This window comes from Epilithonimonas sp. JDS, assembly GCF_021261315.1.
Classification (GTDB): Bacteria; Bacteroidota; Bacteroidia; order Flavobacteriales; family Weeksellaceae; genus Epilithonimonas.
Window position 1 is genome coordinate 25,394 of sequence record NZ_JAJSAX010000001.1, and the last position, 19,670, is coordinate 45,063.

18 protein-coding genes are annotated in these 19,670 nt (G+C 36.4%); 11 read left to right on the forward strand and 7 right to left on the reverse strand.

Translation table 11 applies throughout. The features are described 5' to 3' along the window. The first annotated feature begins 65 nt into the window (after nt 1-65). The 3 genes from LUD75_RS00155 (at nt 66) to LUD75_RS00165 (ending at nt 4,184) form a co-directional block, all read left to right on the forward strand. Nucleotides 66-2,603, forward strand: coding sequence for a YfhO family protein (locus LUD75_RS00155; protein ID WP_232703712.1), 2,538 nt, complete (start codon nt 66-68; stop codon nt 2,601-2,603). Nucleotides 2,604-2,624: 21 nt separating this feature from the next. Next, a complete protein-coding gene (locus LUD75_RS00160; RefSeq protein WP_232703713.1) occupies nt 2,625-3,038 on the forward strand; it encodes an RDD family protein in 414 nt (137 codons plus the stop codon). Nucleotides 3,039-3,146: 108 nt separating this feature from the next. Further along, nucleotides 3,147-4,184 carry a tetratricopeptide repeat protein gene (locus tag LUD75_RS00165; protein ID WP_232703714.1) on the forward strand — a complete coding sequence of 346 codons (1,038 nt, stop codon included), beginning with the start codon at nt 3,147-3,149 and terminating at the stop codon, nt 4,182-4,184. 77 nt (nt 4,185-4,261) lie between these two features. Here the strand turns inward: LUD75_RS00165 and rpsO are convergent, their stop codons facing one another. The 4 genes from rpsO to thrA all read right to left on the reverse strand — a co-directional run bounded on the left by rpsO (nt 4,262) and on the right by thrA (nt 9,856). Continuing rightward, nucleotides 4,262-4,531, reverse strand: coding sequence for a 30S ribosomal protein S15 (gene rpsO / locus LUD75_RS00170; RefSeq protein WP_034965356.1), 270 nt, complete (start codon nt 4,529-4,531; stop codon nt 4,262-4,264). 209 nt (nt 4,532-4,740) lie between these two features. After that, complete coding sequence (gene thrC / locus LUD75_RS00175) at nt 4,741-6,036, reverse strand: threonine synthase (protein ID WP_232703715.1); 1,296 nt, start codon at nt 6,034-6,036, stop codon at nt 4,741-4,743. A gap of 416 nt (nt 6,037-6,452) precedes the next feature. Continuing rightward, nucleotides 6,453-7,385, reverse strand: a complete 933-nt coding sequence (locus tag LUD75_RS00180; protein ID WP_232703716.1) for a homoserine kinase — start codon at nt 7,383-7,385, stop codon at nt 6,453-6,455. 26 nt (nt 7,386-7,411) lie between these two features. Continuing rightward, on the reverse strand, nt 7,412-9,856 hold the full coding sequence (thrA, locus tag LUD75_RS00185; RefSeq protein WP_232703717.1) for a bifunctional aspartate kinase/homoserine dehydrogenase I: 2,445 nt from the start codon (nt 9,854-9,856) through the stop codon (nt 7,412-7,414). A 610-nt stretch (nt 9,857-10,466) separates the two neighbouring features. On the opposite strand from thrA, the gene LUD75_RS00190 reads away from it, so the two are divergent. From LUD75_RS00190 to LUD75_RS00225, 8 genes are all read left to right on the forward strand, one after another. After that, entirely contained in the window at nt 10,467-10,802 is a 336-nt protein-coding gene (locus LUD75_RS00190; protein ID WP_034964729.1) for a PadR family transcriptional regulator, read from the forward strand. Nucleotides 10,803-10,807: 5 nt separating this feature from the next. After that, nucleotides 10,808-12,532: a PspC domain-containing protein gene (locus tag LUD75_RS00195; RefSeq protein WP_232703718.1), complete on the forward strand. Its 1,725-nt coding sequence runs from the start codon at nt 10,808-10,810 to the stop codon at nt 12,530-12,532. An 89-nt stretch (nt 12,533-12,621) separates the two neighbouring features. Then, nucleotides 12,622-13,140 (forward strand): DoxX family protein, encoded by a 519-nt coding sequence (locus tag LUD75_RS00200; protein ID WP_232703719.1) that lies wholly within the window; start codon nt 12,622-12,624, stop codon nt 13,138-13,140. Nucleotide 13,141: 1 nt separating this feature from the next. Next, a complete protein-coding gene (locus LUD75_RS00205) occupies nt 13,142-13,972 on the forward strand; it encodes a GLPGLI family protein (RefSeq protein WP_232703720.1) in 831 nt (276 codons plus the stop codon). A 256-nt stretch (nt 13,973-14,228) separates the two neighbouring features. Next, complete coding sequence (locus LUD75_RS00210; RefSeq protein WP_232703721.1) at nt 14,229-14,801, forward strand: 1-acyl-sn-glycerol-3-phosphate acyltransferase; 573 nt, start codon at nt 14,229-14,231, stop codon at nt 14,799-14,801. An 89-nt stretch (nt 14,802-14,890) separates the two neighbouring features. Continuing rightward, the gene (locus tag LUD75_RS00215; RefSeq protein WP_232703722.1) at nt 14,891-15,322 is read left to right on the forward strand and encodes a PaaI family thioesterase; all 432 of its coding nucleotides are present in this window, start codon (nt 14,891-14,893) and stop codon (nt 15,320-15,322) included. Between the two features lie 15 nt (nt 15,323-15,337). After that, complete coding sequence (locus LUD75_RS00220; protein ID WP_232703723.1) at nt 15,338-16,315, forward strand: chorismate-binding protein; 978 nt, start codon at nt 15,338-15,340, stop codon at nt 16,313-16,315. 128 nt (nt 16,316-16,443) lie between these two features. Next, the gene (locus tag LUD75_RS00225) at nt 16,444-16,767 is read left to right on the forward strand and encodes a DUF6804 family protein (protein WP_232703724.1); all 324 of its coding nucleotides are present in this window, start codon (nt 16,444-16,446) and stop codon (nt 16,765-16,767) included. 31 nt (nt 16,768-16,798) lie between these two features. On the opposite strand, the gene LUD75_RS00230 is transcribed toward LUD75_RS00225, so the two are convergent. From LUD75_RS00230 to LUD75_RS00240, 3 genes are read right to left on the reverse strand one after another with little or no spacing between them, the layout of a single operon-like run. Further along, entirely contained in the window at nt 16,799-17,362 is a 564-nt protein-coding gene (locus LUD75_RS00230; protein WP_232703725.1) for a hypothetical protein, read from the reverse strand. A gap of 55 nt (nt 17,363-17,417) precedes the next feature. Beyond that, complete coding sequence (locus LUD75_RS00235; protein ID WP_232703726.1) at nt 17,418-18,797, reverse strand: nucleoside permease; 1,380 nt, start codon at nt 18,795-18,797, stop codon at nt 17,418-17,420. 25 nt (nt 18,798-18,822) lie between these two features. Further along, nucleotides 18,823-19,428 carry a bifunctional nuclease family protein gene (locus LUD75_RS00240; RefSeq protein WP_232703727.1) on the reverse strand — a complete coding sequence of 202 codons (606 nt, stop codon included), beginning with the start codon at nt 19,426-19,428 and terminating at the stop codon, nt 18,823-18,825. Nucleotides 19,429-19,670 lie beyond the last annotated feature (242 nt).

Genomic DNA, 19,670 nt, shown 5'->3' on the forward strand with positions numbered 1-19,670 from the left:
AATTGATATTAATTGTTAAAACGCTGATTTCAAATCTAATATATAAAGCTTAATATCTAACATCTATGTTCAAAAACAAGAAAAATCTCATTTTCATCCTTGCAAGCTTGGTCGTTTTCATTTTGCTGGCGGTGGTTTACGCCAATCCTGTCATCTCTGGAAAACGTCTGATGCAACACGATATCGTTTTCTACAAAGGTGGCGCGGAAGAACTTTTGCAATACCGTGCAAACAACGAAAATGAAACCTATTGGAGCGACGCAATGTTTGGCGGAATGCCGACTTACCAGACTGGCGCGCAATTCCGTGGCGATGTCATCAAGAAAATTGACGATTTGTTTTTGTTCCTTCCAAAACCTGCGAATTATCTGTTCTTGCTGTTTGCCGGATTTTTCTTTTTGGGAATGGTGGCTGTTAGAAATTGGAAATATGCTTTGCTCGGCGCGACATTCTTTGGATTGTCAACTTATTTTTACATCATTATTTCGGCTGGACACAATGGAAAAGTTCATACGATTGCCTACTTTGCGCCATTGGTAGCAGGGATTTTATTGGTTTATTTCAGGAAAAAATATGTTCTTGGATTCATCACCACGACCCTATTTATGGGACTTCAGATTTGTGCGAATCACCCGCAGATGACTTATTATCTGTTCCTTGGACTAGGATTTTTGTTCCTTTCGGAATTGATTAGAGCAATCAAAGGAAAAATCGAATGGAAACATTTTCTGATTTCTACTGGAATCGTTGCAGTGGCTGGAATCATCGGCGTTGGAATGAACTCACAAAGACTAATGGCAAACGCCGAATACGTGAAAGAAACCGTTCGTGGAAAGCAAATCTTAAACGATAAAAATCACACGGCTGGAAAATCCGGAATGGACAAAGAAAGCATCACGATGTGGAGCTACGGAAAACTGGAAACGCTTAACTTATTCATTCCTAGATTAATGGGAGGCGCTAGTCAGGAAGAAGGTTCTGACAAAATAATGGAACAAATCCAGGTTTTGGCTCAGGACAACATCAAATCCCAACAAGAATACGATATGTTCCTCAGAGGTTTCGGAAGCCCGACTTATTGGGGCGACCAGCCGAGTACTTCAGGTCCAGCTTATCAAGGTGCAGTGGTTTGTTTCTTGGCAGTTTTAGGATTCTTCTTTGCTGGAAAAAAGTATAGATATTGGATTTGGGGTGCTTCGATTTTGACGATTTTCTTAGCTTGGGGAAGCAATTTCTCTGCGCTGACGGATTTCTTCATCGATTATGTCCCGTTGTACAACAAGTTCCGTGCGCCGTCTTCTATTTTGGTGGTTGTGGAATTTTTGTTCCCTCTGATTGCGATTCTTGGTCTATATAAATTCTTTACGGATGAAAATCTGACCGAAGAATACAAAAAGAAAATCCTGCTTTACGTTTCAGGAAGCGTTCTCGGAATCACATTGATTTTGATGGTTTTCGGAAAAGGAATTTTAGGATTCTATACAGCGAACGAGAAAACTTATCTTCCGCCGTATGTGTTGGATTATTTGGTTGATGAAAGAGCGTCGATGTTCCAAACCGATGCTTTAAAGGCGATTATTTATGTTTTGATTACGGCTGGTGTTTTATTTTTTGGATTAAAGAAAAAATTGAACGTCAACATCGTTTTATTAATCATCGGATTCGTTAGTTTGTTTGACCTTTGGACGGTTAACAGACGTTATCTGAACGATGATAATTATGTTGATAAAACCTTCGCCGATTATCCTTTCCAAACCGAAAATTCGGAATATCTGATGAGCAAAGCAGGCGATAATTCTTTTGTTCAAAGCCTTTTACAACAGACGGAAGTTAATAAAGCTTTGCAAATCATCGCTGAAAAAGACAAAGACCATTACAGGATTTTCAACAATGTTTTGGGAACTTTCAGCGAGACGAATACTTCTTATTTCAAATCTTCAATCGGCGGTTATCACGCGGTTAAACTGAGACGTTACGATGATTTAATCAACAAATATTTCTCAACCACAGACCAGGTAAAAACCATCCGAATCCTGAATATGCTGAACACCAAATACTTCCTAGTTGGCGACCAGCAAAAACCAGAAATCTCTCCAAACCCTGAAGCCAACGGCAATGCGTGGTTTGTTTCTGACATCAAATTCGTAAACAATCCAAACGAGGAACTGAATGAAACAGGAAATCTTGACACCAAAAAAATCGCGGTGATTTCTAAAGATGACAAAGCTTATTTCAACGGGAAAAATCTGGTAAAAGATTCAACGGCGTTTTTAGCTTTGAAATCTTATCAACCCAACGAATTGTCATTTGATTCATCTTCCAAAACGCCTCAATTGGCTGTCTTTTCCGAGGTTTATTATCCTCACGGCTGGAATGTTTACTTAGACGGAAACAAAGTGGATTATATCAAAGCAAATTACCTTTTGAGAGCGCTTTACGTTCCAGCTGGAAAGCATAAGATTGAAATGAAATTTGAACCAGCCGTTATCGAAACAGGAAAATTATTTTCTTTGATAAGTTTTGGATTATTTGTTTTGTTGAGTTTGGTTGGGGTCTATTTTCTGGTAAGAGATTCTCGGAAATCTGAGGTTGTGAAAGCATAATTATTTCAAGATTCTATTGACTTGAAAAATAAAAAATTTGTTTCCAGAAGGATTATAGCAGGTTTTATTGACTATTCGATAATATTAGGATTGACCTATCTTTATATTTATAAATTCGGAAGTTTAAATGATGAAGGAGAATATTCTGTAAATGGATTCAAAACTATTCCTATAATTATCTTCTGGTTTATTTATTTGTGTGTCATCGAAGTAACAGTAAATTCAACTTTAGGAAATTTTATTGTTAGACTAACTCCAGTTGATTTACAAACTGAAAACAAAATCACATTGAAGCAATCTTTTTTAAGACACATTGTTGATTTATTAGATATGTTCTTTTTTGGTTTGGTAGCAATAATTATAATCAAAAATTCAAACGATAGTCAAAGATTGGGAGATTTGCTGGCTAAAACTAAAGTTATAGAAGCTGACTAAATCTATCAATTCAATAAATATTAAAAAACAAAAGCAACCCAAATTGAGTTGCTTTTATTTTTTGCTTAGATTTGAATCTACAAAAAAAACTTAATAACTATATACCGAATGAAAAAAATTTACTTATTACCAATTCTCTTTTCTTTTTTAAGCTTTTCTCAAAACAAAACAGAAGCCGAAGTTAAAGTGAATGAAGGCGTTGCACTACACGATTCCGGAAAGTATGACGAAGCTTTGGCAAAGTACGATGAAGCTTTAAAACTGGACAAGGATAATCCCCTAGCTCTTACAGAAAAAGCAATGACGCTGGAATCTGTAAAGAGGTACGATGAGGCTATAGAAGTCAGTAAGCAGGTTTTAAAATTATATCCGAATGAAGACAACAGAACACTTTATGTTACTTATGCCAATTCTTTGGACCATTTGAACAAAGCAGAACAGGCGCTGAAAATTTACGATGAAGGTATAAAAAAGTATCCAGAATATTATCAGCTCTATTTCAACAAAGGAATTACTTTGGTTAATGCAAAAGAAAATGAAAAAGCCATCATTTGCTTTCAACAATCAACAAAACTAAATCCAAATCATTCGAGCTCGTTCAATGCATTGGCAATTCTTGGACAATCAAACAGGATAGCCTCTATTTTAGCATTCAGTAGATATCTTGTGATAGACAACAAATCAGGAAGAGCAAAGGGCAATTTTGATGCTCTTATGAAACTTATGAATAAAGGTGTTTCGCAAACTGAAGATAAATCCATTTCAGTTTCGATAGATTCAGCAACACTCGATAAGGTCAACAAGAAAAAGAAGGGCGAAAATGACTTTTCTTCAACAGATATGGTTTTATCAATGTCTTCCGCTCTGGATTATGATGATAAAAACAAAGACAAAAAAGAAGTCCAGAAGTTCATTGTGAAATTCCAAACCCTTTGTCAATCAATCGCAGAGACACAGAAAAATCAGAAAGGCTATTACAGAGAATTTTTGGCGCCCTATTTTATTGAAATGGAAAAGAAAAACTTCGTTGAACCCTTTGCATACTACATATTTCCGTCTCAAAATCCAGATGTTATTGAGTACAACAAAGAACATTCTGATAAAATTGAGGAATTCCAAAACTGGTCAAAAAATTATTGGAAGTAGAAATATTACACAAACCTTATAAAACAAAAAAAGCAACCCAAATTGAGTTGCTTTAATTTTTTGCTTGAAAGCGGAAATTATTTTCTGATTCCCAATTCAGCGATGATAGCTCTGTATCTAGAGATTTCTTTCTTCTTCAAGTAATCAAGAAGAGATTTTCTCTTACCTACCAATTTCACTAGAGACCTCTCAGTAGCAAAATCGTGACGGTTAGCTTTCAAGTGCTGAGAAAGGTGGTTGATTCTAAAAGTGAATAGAGCAATCTGTCCTTCAGCGCTTCCTGTGTCATTTGCAGATTTTCCGTGCTTTGCGAAAATTTCTGACTTTTTTTCTGTTGTTAAATACATTCCAATATTATTTAATGATTATTATGTAATTCGGGTGCAAAGATATGATTTTATTTGGGATTAGAAACTGAAAATTTAAAAATATGTCTAAAAACGACTAATATTTTTAACCACATAGACACATAGATTTTTTTTAAGTGCTAAAGTTAAAATAGACACTACTCTATTTTGACTTCAAAAACCTTCACCTCTATGTGCCTATGTGGTTATTAATTCTCAGCCATCAAAAATTGTTTCACCAATTCAAATTCCGCTGAAAACTCAACCGATTGTTTTTCCTTTTTGTTGAACGCTTCCAGTTTTTCAGGGATTTCGATTTTCGTTTTTAAAACATCTTCCACGACTTCCACAAACTTTGCAGGATGAGCCGTTTCCAATAGAACACCAACAGAATCTGCATTTGATTTTTCAGAATATTTTTCCAATCCCAAATAAGCCACCGCGCCGTGCGGGTCCAAAGTATAACCAAAATCGTTTTTCACCTTTATCATCGTCTCTTTTGTCGCTTCATCCGAAAAAGAATACGACTCGATTTCTTTTTTGAATTCCGAAACATCATCATTGAAAAGACTTTTCATTCTTTCAAAATTGCTCGGATTTCCGACATCCATTGCATTGCTGATGGTTTGTTTGGATGGTTTTGATTCATAATTTCCGGTTTCCAAAAACTTTGGAACAACATCATTTGCATTGGTTGAAGCGATAAAGTGATGAATAGGCAATCCCATTTTCTTGGCAAAAAGTCCAGCGGTTAAGTTTCCAAAATTTCCGCTTGGAACTGAGAACACGATTGGTTTTCCTAATTTTTCTAATTGAGCAAATGCCCAGAAATAATAGAATGATTGCGGAATCAATCTCGCAATATTGATGCTGTTTGCCGATGTCAAAGTGAATTTCTGATTCAGTTCTTCGTCTGACAGAATTTGTTTGGCCAAAGCCTGACAATCGTCAAAAGTCCCATCGATTTCCAGAGCTTTGATATTTCTGCCCCAGGTTGTCAGCTGTTTTTCCTGCAACGGACTCACTTTTCCTTTTGGATAAAGAATGTAAACCTCAATTCCCGCAACGTTGAAAAACCCTGACGCAACAGCACTTCCCGTGTCACCAGAAGTCGCCACAACAACTTTCATCGGTTTTCCTTCTGAGAAATAAGCCATCATTCTCGCCATAAATCTTGCCCCAACATCTTTGAAAGCCATCGTCGGACCGTGGAACAATTCCAGGGAATAAATATTCTCCGTGATTTTCACAGCCGGAATTTCAAAGTTCAAAACTTCATCAATGATTTCTTTCAAATTGTCATCGAAAATGGATTCGCCGAGAAATTCTTTTGCTACTCGAAAACCGATTTCCTGCAAGCTAAGATTCGGTAGATTTTCAAAAAACCCAGCATCAAGTTGCGGAATATATTCTGGCATAAAAAGTCCGCCATCATCTGCCAAACCTTTTAGGATGGCTGTTTTGATGTTGGTTTCTTCTTGTTTTCTTGTTGATATGTATTTCATTTTTGGTTGATAGTTGATGGTTGTTGGTTGATAGATTTAAAATTTTAACGCAAAGTCCGCTAAGATTTTTTTGACTCACTTTGAAAATACTTTAAGGTTCGCAAAGGCGCTTACGCTCATCAAAGAATAAAACTTTAAAGCTTTGTCATTCCGTAGTAATTGGTTCAGCAAAGTCAATCTCAACAGTTTAGATTCCTACGGAATGACAACATTAGGTTTTTAGGACAAATCTTGATTTAACGACGAATCTGCAGCCCGACTTGAGTGGAAATCCTTTTTTGTGGCTGGTAAAGCTTTGGCAAAAAGATTGGGAACGGAAGGCGGATTAAGCTGCCCAAATTTAAATCACCCTTAATTACTAACATTCAAAAGTTAGCAATGAAAACTTCCGACATCCAACTTCCAGCTTCTGACTTTTAAATGACTCGCGCGCCTTCGTCGTTGATTTTTGTGACGAATGATTCGCTTTCTATATTTTTTTGATTGAGTAATTCTTTGATTTTGTGTGAAATAACTTCTGCAATGTCTTTCTTTTCACATAAAGCAAAAACCGACGGACCGGAACCGGAAATCCCAAAACCAATCGCGCCATTGTCCAGAGCGAGTTGTTTCATCTCGTAAAAATACGGAATCAACATCGCGCGAACTGGCTCTATGATGACGTCCTCGAGACTTCGGCTGACCAAACCAAGGTCGTTGGTGCAAAATCCGGCGACCAATCCTGCGATATTTCCCCATTGCTGAACGGCAGATTTCAGGCTGATTCTTTCCTTGATGATTTTTCTCGCTTCGCCTGTGGGAACATCAACGTGCGGATGAACGGAAACCACGGACAAATCCTTTGGATAAGTCAACTTGAGCGCATCCAACGGTTCGTAACTTCTGACCAAAACCATTCCGCCCAAAAGTGCCGGCGCAACGTTGTCTGCGTGGGCATTTCCGCAGGCGATTCGTTCACCTTCCATTGCGAGCGGTAACAATTCTTGACGAGAAAGAGGCTTTCCCATCAATTCATTAATGGCGACCAAAGCTGCAACGCTACTCGCTGCACTGGAACCCATTCCGCTGTTGAGTGGCATTTTTTTGTACAGCTCGATATCGATTCCTTGATTGGAATTTATTTTTTCGAGGAACAATCGAATGACGTGGGAAACTACATTTTTTTCTGGGTCTTTGGGGAGTTTTCCGCCATCGCCTTCGATTTTTGTGATGGTGATTTTGTTGGAATCATTTTTTGTCAGGATGATTTCGTCGCCTGGTTCGTCGATGGCGAAACCGAGAATATCGTAACCGCAAACCACGTTGGCGACTGTTGCGGGAGCGAAAACTTTTATTGTATTTAAAGACATAATTTCTTTAATAATTAATGAATAATTTATTGCGCTGTAACTCTTACCAAATCTGCGAAAACACCTGCAGCCGTAACTTCTGCGCCAGCACCTGGACCTTTTACTACCAAAGGCGTGTTTTTGTACCTTGAAGTTGTAAATGAGATGATATTATCGCTTCCTGATAAGCTGGAAAACGGATGATTGGAATCTACAATTTTCACTTCGATGTTGATTTTTCCGTCTTCTAAAATTCCGATTAATCTCAGTTTTTTTCCGGATTGTTCTGCTTCGTTTTTAAGAGACGAAAAGTATGGTTCGTTCTTTTCCAGTTCTTCATAAAAACTTGGAATTGAATCTGCTTTGAGACAAGCTTCCGGCAGGAAATCTTTGATATTGACATCAGACATTTCCAAAGGCAAACCAATTTCTCTTCCAAGAATCAACATCTTTCTGGAGAAATCCATTCCGTTCAAATCATCTCTTGGGTCGGGTTCTGTGTAACCTAATTCTTGTGCCGTTCTTACGACTTCTGCAAAGGTCTTATCGCCAACATAATTATTAAAAATATAAGAAATAGTTCCTGATAAAATGGCTTCTATTTTCAGAATTTCGTCTCCGGAAATCCAGAGGTCGTTCAGCGTTTTGATGATTGGAAGTCCGGCTCCGACATTTGTTTCATATAGGAAACTGACGTTGTTCTTTTTCGCCAATCTTTTGAATTTGCTGTACTGCTCGTAAGCTGAAGAATTACCTTTTTTGTTGCAAGTCACAATTGAAATATTATTCTCAAAAAACTGTGGATAATGGCTCACCACATCTTCGCTGGACGTGTTATCTATAAAAACTAAATTAGGTAAATTTTTACTTGAAATAGAATTTATAAAATATTCTAAATTAGCAATTTCTAAATTTTTATCTAAAATTTCATTTAAGTCAAAATTCAAACTTTTACTTTCTGAAATAATCATTTGCCGGCTGTTGGTTACGCCTATAACATTGATTTTGATTTGGTGATTTTTCTCCAGATTTTCGTCTTCTCTTTTCAGTTGTTTGAAGAGTTCTTTTCCGATATTTCCAGTTCCAGCGAACATCACATTGAAGGTTTTTACTGGCGAAAGTAACAGGGATTCGTGGACAACATTCAAAGCTTTTGAGAGTTCGTTTCTTTCAATTACAGCAGAAATATTTAGCTCGGATGAACCTTGTGCAATAGCAATAATATTGATTCCATTTTTGCCTAAAGCACTAAAAAACTTCCCGCTGATTCCTCGAGTTTTCTTCATATTCTCGCCGACAACGGAAAGAATACTTAGCTCATTATCGAACTGCGGTTCATCGATTTTGTTGGTATTGATTTCAAATTCAAATTCTTCCCGGATGGCTTTTTCAGCTTTTTTCTCATCATTAAAATTGACCACAAAAGAAATGCTGTGTTCCGAACTTGCTTGCGTAATCAAGATAACATTGACATCATATTTCGCCAAAGCATTGAACAATCTTCCACTGAAACCTTTCATCCCAATCATTCCGTTTCCGGTGATATTGACGAGACAGGTTTTCTCGATGGAGACAATTCCTTTGATTAGACCTTTTGAAATTTCGGATTTCTGTTGAATCAAAGTTCCTGGATTTTCCGGGTTGAAAGTATTCTTGATATAAATCGGAATTTGACTTTCGATAGCCGGAATCATTGTCGGTGGATAGATGACTTTTGCGCCGAAATAGGACATTTCCATCGCTTCCTGATAACTGAGTTCTGGTTGAGAAAATGCATTCTTTACTAATCTTGGGTCAGCTGTCATAAAGCCGTCGACATCAGTCCAAATCTGGATTTCGTTGGCTTTCAAACCTGAGCCTAAAATCGCGGAAGTGTAGTCCGAACCGCCTCTTCCGAGTGTTGTCGTATCTTGATTTTCATCTTTCGAAATGAAACCTGTCACTACATAAATTTGATTTTCAAGATTCCAATTTTTTAGATTTTCATTGGTCTTGATAAAATCTACTGACGCATTTCCGAAGTTTGAATCCGTGACAATCAATTCTCTCGCGTCTTTGTAATTCGCAGGAAAATTTTCTGATTGAAGATAAGTTGCGATGATTTTACTGGACATTTGTTCGCCGTAAGCCAACAATCTATCTTTGATTCTTCCAGATAATTCACCTAAATTTTTGACGCTAAAAAGAATATCCTCAATCTCATTAAAACTAACTTTAACCATCATTAATAAAGGATTCTGAGAAGTTCTTGGCAATAATCCTGAGATGATTTGATAATGTTTTTCTTCTGCGACTTTCAATATCTCTGAGAAATCATTTTGTAGCAACGCTTCTTCCGCGGACAATAAAAGCGAGTTTGTAATTCCCGAAAAAGCGGAACAAACCACAATTAAAGGTTCATTTTCATTGAATTCTTTTTCAACGATTAATTTTACATTCTTCAATGCATCCAAACTTCCGACTGAAGTTCCTCCAAATTTTAATACTTTCATTTGTATTGTAGTTATTTTAAATAAAAAAAGCCTTTCTGGAAATTCAGAAAGGCTTTTTGTATTGTTATTATTTTTCAATTTCACATACACACCTTTCTGCAACTATTAATTGTAGTTGTTGTAGAAGTAGATGTTGTGGTTGTGAAATTCATTGTTATTCTTAAATCTGTTACAAAAATAGAAAAGTGTTTTTAATATGCAAATTATTCGATGGTAAATTATTGTTTTATTTTAAAAACCACACCAATCTTTTAATTTTTGTCAATGTAGATTCATTCAAAAACTCAGATTTGAATCAATTGAAAAAATCAAAAATCTGGATATTCTGAGTCTTAAAATAGGTCAAATAAATGAAATTTCTAATAATTTCAAATTTCTTATAAATTTGTTATAAAAATTTTATCGCTGATTATCAATACTTTAACCATCAATTAAAAATTTATTTGGTACTTTGTATTGCACAATACCTTTTAGTTTACATATCTTTGCAATGTAAAGTTAAAGAAAGATGTTTTGAAGTCGGAAGACAGAAGATGGAAGTCGGAAGATTTTAAAATTAAGACATTGAATATTGAACTTTAAATTTTGAATTATAAACCAAACAATTAATATGAATACCGAGAACACAAAGGCGCAGATGCGCAAAGGAATTCTGGAATTCTGTATTTTGAGTCTTATTCAACAACGCGAAATGTATGTTTCCGACCTGATAGAATCTCTCAAAAAAGGAAGACTGGATGTAGTGGAAGGAACGCTTTATCCCCTTCTTACAAGATTGAAAAATGGCGAATTCCTCGCTTATAGATGGGAAGAATCCACAAGCGGACCGCCAAGAAAGTACTACCAGATCACGGAAAAAGGAAGCCTCTTCCTCGCTGAACTGCAAACCACTTGGCAAGAACTGACAGATTCTGTCAACCAAATTATCTCAAACTCTCAAAACTAATTATTATGAACAAGACATTATCTATAGCACTCGCTGGTTTTTCCTTTACGATAGACGAGCTGGCTTATATAAAATTAAGCGATTATCTGAATGCTCTTAGAAATTCTCTAGACGCCGCTGAGGCCGATGAAGTGATGCACGACATCGAGATCAGAATGGTAGAGATCTTCAAAGAAACACTAGGAAAAAGAGAAGTAATCAACGATTATGATGTTGAAAAAGTAATTGCTCAAATCGGAACTCCTGAACAAATTGATGAGCAGGAAGAAGCTTATTTCTCAGAAGGGAAACAGAAACAATCCAAAACTTCCGGTACTTTCTCTTATAGCAGCAATTCTCAGAAACAACTGTTTCGTGATCCGGAAAAACAAAAAATTGCAGGTGTCTGCGCAGGATTGGCAGCTTATTTCGGGATGGAAATCAGCTGGATGAGATTAATCTGGATCGGTGCCTTTCTTTTCCTTTGGGTAGCACCAGGATCATCTTTCCTAGTTGTGATCTTGTACTTTATCCTTTGGGCCGTTTTGCCAAAAGCAGAATCAGCTTCGGATTTTTTGAAAATGAAAGGGAAACCTTTGAACTTCGACAATCTAAAGGAAGAATCCGGGAAAATCGTTCAGTTTGCTAATGAAACGACGACCAGAGCAGGCGAAATATACACAGAGAACAAACCTAAAATCGGTTCAGCTGGTGACACAATCCTGAAAATCCTTAAATATTGTCTTGCCGTTTGGCTGGCACTGATGGCTGCAGGCTGCTTCATTGGACTTTTCGCAATGACTTTTGCTTACGGATCAGGGAAATTTGGAATCGACAACAACCTTGGATTCTACCTTGAGGAGAACAATATGGGCTATCTGATCTTAGCGATCGCGGCTTTGCCAACAATTATCTTCGGAGTTGCGTTCTTATTATTATCGATTAAATTATTCTCTCCAAAGACGAAATTCAATTATGTAGGTCCTGTTTTGGGAACATTGGGAATTATCTGGCTGGTTTTGGTTGGTGTGCTAGCGGCGAATGCTTCAAAATTCAACTTCACATATAGTGGTGATAATGAGGATTATGAAAACATCTCAATCACTGCGCCGAATGCAACGGATACGATTTATATCGACAGCAAAAAAGTGATGATCCCAGAGAACTTCAAAACTTATTTTAATAATATCTATTCTGATAAGTCGAAGATCTACAAGAAAGATTATCCACACGTAGAAATTACGAGAAGAGATGACATCAAAACACCTTATCTGATTGTAAAAAGAGAAGCAGACGGTTACAACCAGCCACTTAAAATGAAAGTACCTGTGGAAATCGTTGGGAACAAAATCATCCTGCCAAACTACTTCGAATATCCTTACGAGTACCGTTTCAGAAATTACAGACTGGATTATGAACTTGTAGTTCCGAGAAATACGAAAGTCATTAACGAAAAAGAATACGAAGTGAATGTGAGCGATGATAATGATGATGACGACGACAATGATTCTAATAACAACAATAATGGAATCACAGTTGAGAAAAACAAAATCAACATCAACGGAACGACCATCGAGTACAATTCTGACGAAAGCGATAGCGTGAAAATCAATGGAAAATATTACTCCAAAGATTCTGCAGACGTGGTTTTGGAAAGATTGAAAATTGATGAGAAAGTTAAGAAATCGATTGAAGATCTTAACATCAATATCAAAGACGGTAAGAAAGAGATCAACATCAAAACTAAATAAAAATTAAGAGTGGATTAGTCGAAAAGCGGGTCAAAAACTGTAAAGAGTTTCCGCTTTTCCTCTAGTTCTTCCCAAAAAAACTAAAAACTATGTACTCAAAACTAAGAAACAACAGAACGCTAAATTTATTAATTATTGGCATTCGTTTTTTAGTTGGGTTTGCATTCATTCCTTCAGGCCTTAAAAAAGTATTGGGAGAAAGATTTACCAGCATCGGAACAGATCATCCGATCGGTTATTTCTTCGAAGCGATGTACAGGACAGGATTTTACTATGAGTTTTTAGGATTTTGTCAATTGCTCGCAGCTTTCCTTTTATTTACTCAGAAGTTTGCAACTTTAGGCGCTTTGATGTTCTTTGGGATTATTCTTAATATTTGTGTTCTTACAATCAGTATGCATTTTACAGGAACCTGGATCATTACTTCATTAATGCTTTTTGCAGGAACTGTTTTATTAGTCTGGGACTGGAATAAACTGAAACCGATTTTAGGTCTCAAAATTTCAGAAACGCACGATTACAAAGAGCCAAATTACAAGTGGCAAATTGCAGGATTTATTTTATTTATCATTTTACTCTCAAGTTCAATTTTATTAAAATCAAATTAATATGAAAATCTATACACTTTTACTTTTGGTACTTTTCACCACATTATCAAAAGCCCAAACGCACCGTTTTATTTACGAATATCAATTCAAACCAAATTCGGAATCTACAGAATACAGAAAAACCAATATGGCTCTGGACATCAATCCAACTGATGTTAAATTCTACGATTACGAAAGCGTACTGAACGATTCCATTAATAAAAAAGGAGGCAGAAACTATAACTGGACCGGCGCACCTGTCATCACCAGGAAGAAAAATTCTTACCAGAACACCAATTACGAGATGATGATGGACTACTTCTCCTACCAAACCACCGACAAAATGGATTGGAAACTGGAAAGTGAGACTAAAACTTCAGGCCAATACACTTTGCAAAAAGCAACCACAAATTTCGGCGGAAGAGAATGGACGGCTTGGTTTGCGAAAGATGTCAATATCTCAGAAGGACCTTACAAATTCCGTGGATTGCCAGGTTTGATCTTTGAACTGAATGACAGTAAGGACAATTTCATCTTCAAATTGGTTAAAAGCCAAAAGCTGGAAAAAACTTACGACACCTCAGATTTCCTGGAATCTTTTGCAGGCAAAAAACCACTGAATGTCAAGATCGAAGACATGCACAAGCAAATGCTGAAGTTCTACAACGATCCTATGAAGGAACTGAGAGAAAAATTTGACGATGTTCCACCGGGAACTTTCCAGGTTGGCGGAAAAAAAATCACCAGCAAAGACCAATTCAAAGAGATGGCAAAAGTGATGCAGACTCATATTATAAAAAGCTACAATCCACTGGATCTTACAAACGCCGTAATTTATCCGGTTGTGAATTAAAAATTTAATAAAATATTAACCAAAATTTTATTAATAATATTATTTTAATTGATAAATTTGTTTCAGAAAATTAATTTCTAACTTAAAAAACTACAACAAAATGATACAACTAGTAATTGCCATCGCCATCAAACTGGTCGATTTTTTCACAAACCTTTTTTGACACGTAAAGAATATTCAGATATTTCTTAGAAAATAAACATATTTTGTAAATTTGTAAAGTATAGCTTTGTCGCTGTACTTTATTTTTTTGTTTATGAGGAAATTTTTAGGAAAAGCCATTCTGAAACTTATCGGCTGGAAAGTCGTTCTGCAAGGCGATGTCAACAATCTGGACAGATGCATTCTGGTTGTTGCACCACACACGGACAACAGCGAATACATTCTTGGTAATCTTGCCTACTGGACTTTGGGTAAAAAACTGAAAGTCATCATCAAAGACGCGCATACAAAAGCTTTCTACGGCAGCATCGTAAAAGGTCTTGGCGGCATCGGAATCGACCGTTCGCAGAAAAATGACCTTGTGAAATTTGTAGCAGATGAGTTTAAGAAGGATGATTTCAGCCTTGTGATTACGCCGGAAGGAACCAGAAGCTGGGTGCCGAAATGGAGAAAAGGCTTCTACAATATGGCTTTGGCCGCAAAAGTTCCAATCGTTTTGGCTGGCGGCGATTACAAACGAAAAACCATCAATCTCGGTTACATCATTCCGTACGAAAAATTGGAAACGCATACTTTTGAAGAGATTATGCAGGAAATTCAGGATTTCTACGTCAAGTATGATATTACGCCGAAACATCCTGAGAACTGGAATCCGCAGATTTACTAGTTGATTGTTGATAGTTGATAGTTGATAGTTGATATTAAAAATTAATTCTTTGCTAATCTTTGAATTTTTTAATCTTTTAATTTTACTGAATGGACGACGCAAAAAAAACAGAAATACTTGACCGCCTAAACAAAGCCAGTAAAAATACACTTGGCGAAACTCTAGATATTGTTTACACCGATGTTTCCGATGATCATCTGACAGCCACAATGCCTGTCACACCAAAAGTTCATCAGCCGTACGGAATTATGCACGGCGGCGCAAGTTGTGTTTTGGCGGAGACTTTGGGATCTTGCCTCTCATTGATTAATCTTGATCTTTCCAAATCCGTACCTGTAGGAACTAATATCAACAGTAATCATCTGCGTGCCATCCGGGAAGGACTCGTGACCGGAACAGCAACTTTCATACGAAAAGGAAACACAATGCATGTTTCTCAAATCGAAATTCGGGATGAGAAAGGCAACCTCATCAATCATACAACAATGACGAACAACATCGTTCCGGTTGGTAAAGTTTAATCTGATCTACTCAATATGCTAATTTTCAGATTGCCCGATTCCGAGGTTTTTCACACCCTGGAAAACTCCTCAGAAAAACAGGTTTCATTTGTCAGTTTTGATTCTAGAACGGTTTTGGATTTCAAAGGTTCGATTAAGGAAATTTCAAAAGAAGACATTGAAAATTTAACCGTTGCTCCGAAAAATAAAAGTTCTCTGATAGAAATCGGGAAAGAAACGCAGGAATCTTACGCTGTGAAAATTTCGCACGCCAAAGATTTTATCGAGAAAAATGATTTGAAAAAATTGGTTCTCTCGCGAAGAAAACTCTTGATGTATCTCGATATTGATTCTGAAAAAAAATTATCTTTAACGAAGAGCTTCCTCAAGTTTTGCGACAGCTACCCTTCCGCTTTCTGCTATCTTTTCGAAAAAAATAATGAAATTTGGATGGGCGGATTCTCCGAGATTTTGGGAAAATTTGACAAGAAAACAAATTCTTTCGAGACGATGAGCGTTGCAGGAACTTTACCGCTTGATGAAGCCTGGACAGACAAAGAAATTGAGGAACAGAAGGCGGTTACAGAATATATTCAATCCATTATAAGGAAGTTCTCTTCTAACATGAAAGTCTCGTCTACCAAAGATTTGATCTCTGGCAATATCAAACATCTCAAAACCGATTTTTCTGCGGAAATAAGTCCTGAAAGTTTAGACAAAATTATTTCCGAATTACATCCAACGCCTGCAGTTTGCGGTTTTCCAAAAGAACTTTGTGCGCAAGGAATCAAAAGTATCGAGCATTTTAACCGTGAATTTTACGCCGGTTACATCAAAGTTGAGACAGAGGATTATGTGTATTATTTTGTGAATCTACGATGTGCAAGCTTCTTCAAAAATTACGCTTTTCTCTTTGTCGGTGGCGGAATTACTTTGAAGAGTGATGCCCAAAAAGAATGGGAAGAAACAGAACTCAAATCTCTTGCAATACAAAACAACTTGGTTTTCGAATAACAAAATAATTAAACATTTAATTAAATTATCCCATTAAATATTTAAATATTATTACAAATAAATTAATTTATAAGCTTATAAATTAGTATATACTCAAAATTTTGTTATTTTTACATCAAAATAGCAAAATGAACCAACTTGTAAAAATTCTTCTTACCGGCACGCTGATACTTTGCTTTCTAAGTATGCCGGCATTATTCTATAGAGTTTCTGGATATATTTTGTTTGTTGGTTTCCTATGGCTGGCTTACGATGCATTCCAACGGCGGGATCAGATAGATGTGAAAATTTTTGCAGTTCTCACAATTCTCTACAATCCGTTTTTCATCATACCGCTTCCCCATTTTTTATGGCTGATTGTCAATATTTTGGTCATTATAGGAATGATTCTAAATATACTTTTTGCGGAAGACAATCCTTATGAAGATTTCACAAAAAAAGATGACCGCTAAGTCATCTTCTGTTTTTTGTTATAAGTCTAATTTATAGTCCTACTGATATTCTAAATCCAGTATTTACTTTAATTTTCATATTACCAGCCGCAAGTTTACCACCTGTAATTTTCAAATAGAAAGTATGCTGATTGGTCTTCAAATGATTTATCAAATCTTCACTAGTTGGCGTAAAAGTGATACTTGTAGGATTGGTGTTACCAGCAACTTTAGCAACCAAAACTTCACCTACATTTGGCGTTTTGAAATAAACTTCAGCGTCTTTAATAGCATCTAATGGCACTGTATTCCCTTCCGCTGCTTCTACAACGAATTTGTCTAATCTTGCTGATTTCAAATTATCAATTGACAAAGAAGAATTATAATCCTTAATTTTTTGGTTCACGTCAAGGCTTACAGGAAGCTCTGGCGAGGTCAAAGAAACACCTGTATCGATCGCAAATGGAAATTCAGCATTAAAATCCAACGGAATTGTAAAAGGAACCGGCACCGTAATGTCATCAATAATATCTTCTACTTTACTACAACTTGTTGCAATATTTCCGATCATCAGGAAAGAAGAAATCAAAACGACACTTGTGATTATTTTTCTCATAAAAATATATTTTTCTTTAGGTGTATATAAAAAGATGCCAAGTTTAATTCAAAATTTAATGTCTTATGTTTTCAACGTCCGCAATTGAGTGTTTGTGGCGGAAAAACAAACCGAAAAGAATTGCAATCACTAATGAATATGCTGCGAAATAAAGCCAGATATGATTCCAGTCTTTTACAAAAACTATATTGGATAAAGTTCCGTCCGGATTAACTGCAGAATTAAATGAATTTTTCAGAATGCTTAAAAAAGTGCTGTTATCAGGCGTTGTTTCCAGATAATTTGATAATTCGGAAACTGTTGTAAATTTCATTGTGAAGAATTTATCAATTGCCCAACCCGCGATATAACTTCCCAACACAGCTCCAAAACCGTTGGTCATCATCATAAATAAACCTTGAGCAGATGATCTTATTTTTTTATCAGTTGTAGTTTCCACGAAAAGTGAACCTGAAATGTTGAAAAAATCGAAGGCCATTCCGTAAACCACACAAGACAGAATAATCATCCAAAGTCCATTCACAGGATCTCCAAAAGCAAACAATCCGAAACGCAAAACCCACGCAAACATACTGATCAGCATTACTTTTTTGATTCCGAATTTTCTCAGGAAAAATGGAATTGCCAAAATAAATAGCGTCTCAGAAATTTGAGAAATTGACATAATTATTGTTGATTTTTCTACAACAATTGAGTTCGCATATTTTGGAAAATTAGCAAATTCGCTTAGGAAAACGTCTCCGTAAGCATTTGTCAATTGTAAAGCTGCGCCCAAAAGCATTGAAAACAAAAAGAACAATGCCATTTTGAAATTCCCGAATAATTTGAATGCATTCAATCCCAATTGCTCAGAAAGCGGCGCATTTTTGTCAATTAACTTTTGAGGCGGGCATTTAGGTAATGTCAATGCATATAAACCTAAAAGAATGGCTGCAGCTCCACCAATGTAGAATTGTCCTTCGGTAGCTTTGTTTCCTGTCAAATTTGTAATCCACATTGCCACGATGAAACCTACAGTTCCCCAAACTCTGATTGGCGGAAAATCTTTAACAACATCCAAGTGACTGTTTTTCAGAATCGTGTAAGAAATTGAGTTAGTCAAAGCAATTGTCGGCATATAGAAACACATCGCCAAAAGCATTATGTAAAAGAATGAATCCGGCGTTTCTGAATGTGGCAGAATGAACAGCACGATACCGTAAAAAATCTGCAATACAGAATAGATCCTTTCCGCATTGACCCAACGGTCTGCAATGATTCCTGTAATAGTTGGCATAAAGATCGAGGCAATGCCCATCGTTCCGAAAACAGCGCCGAACTGCGTCCCATCCCAATGTTTGGTTCCAAACCAGAAGTTTGCCATCGTTATCAGCCAAGCTCCCCAAACAAAGAATTGCAGAAAGCTAAGTATGGTCAATCGTAATTTTAGACTCATTATTATAAAATGATATTAGTATTGGTTAATCGATTTTTTTGTTTCTTCTTTTAATCTCTTCCTGCAATCTGAGCGCTGTGTCGTAATCTTCTTCTTTCACAGCGTCTGCTAATAATTGATTGAGTTCTTCTATCGTGAGACCAGATAGATCATTGAAATCTGAAACGTCTTCGGATTCGGTTTCCTCGTCACCTACTTTTGGTGTTTCGTCAAGTTCCAATAGAATTCCGGCTTCATTCAGAACATCGGAAGTGGTAAAAATTGGAGCATCAAAACGAACAGCCATTGCAACAGCATCGGAAGTTCTGGCATCCAGAATCAGTTCTTCGTCCGACAATGGGTTTTTGAAATTGATGTTTGAAAAGAAAACGCCATCTTTTATTTGGTAGATGATGACAGATTCGATCTTAAAGTTGGTGTTTTTCACGAATTGCGTGAACAGATCGTGCGTCAAAGGACGAGGTGGATTGATGTCTTTTTCTAATCCTAAAGAAATGGATTGTGCTTCAAAATTCCCTATAACAACAGGCAGTTTGACTGATGTTTCTTCATGTTCCAACAACAGCGCGTAGGCTCCCGATTGGGTTTGGCTGTATGAGATTCCTCTTATGATTAATTTTTTATAATCCATTTAGCAAATATAAAATTTTTTGGTAATTTTCATTGAGAAATTGTTGATTTTTACGTGGTTTGAATCGTATTTATGTAGAAAGTAAGATGTAAAAAGTATTTATTTCAAAATACAAAACTCTAATGGAATATAACGTGTTGATTTTGAATACGAATCTTTGCAGCCCGGCCTGAGTGTAGCTCATTTTTTGTATATGACTTCTTTTCTACCGTTAAAAAAATGTCTGGCAAAAAATAGCGGGA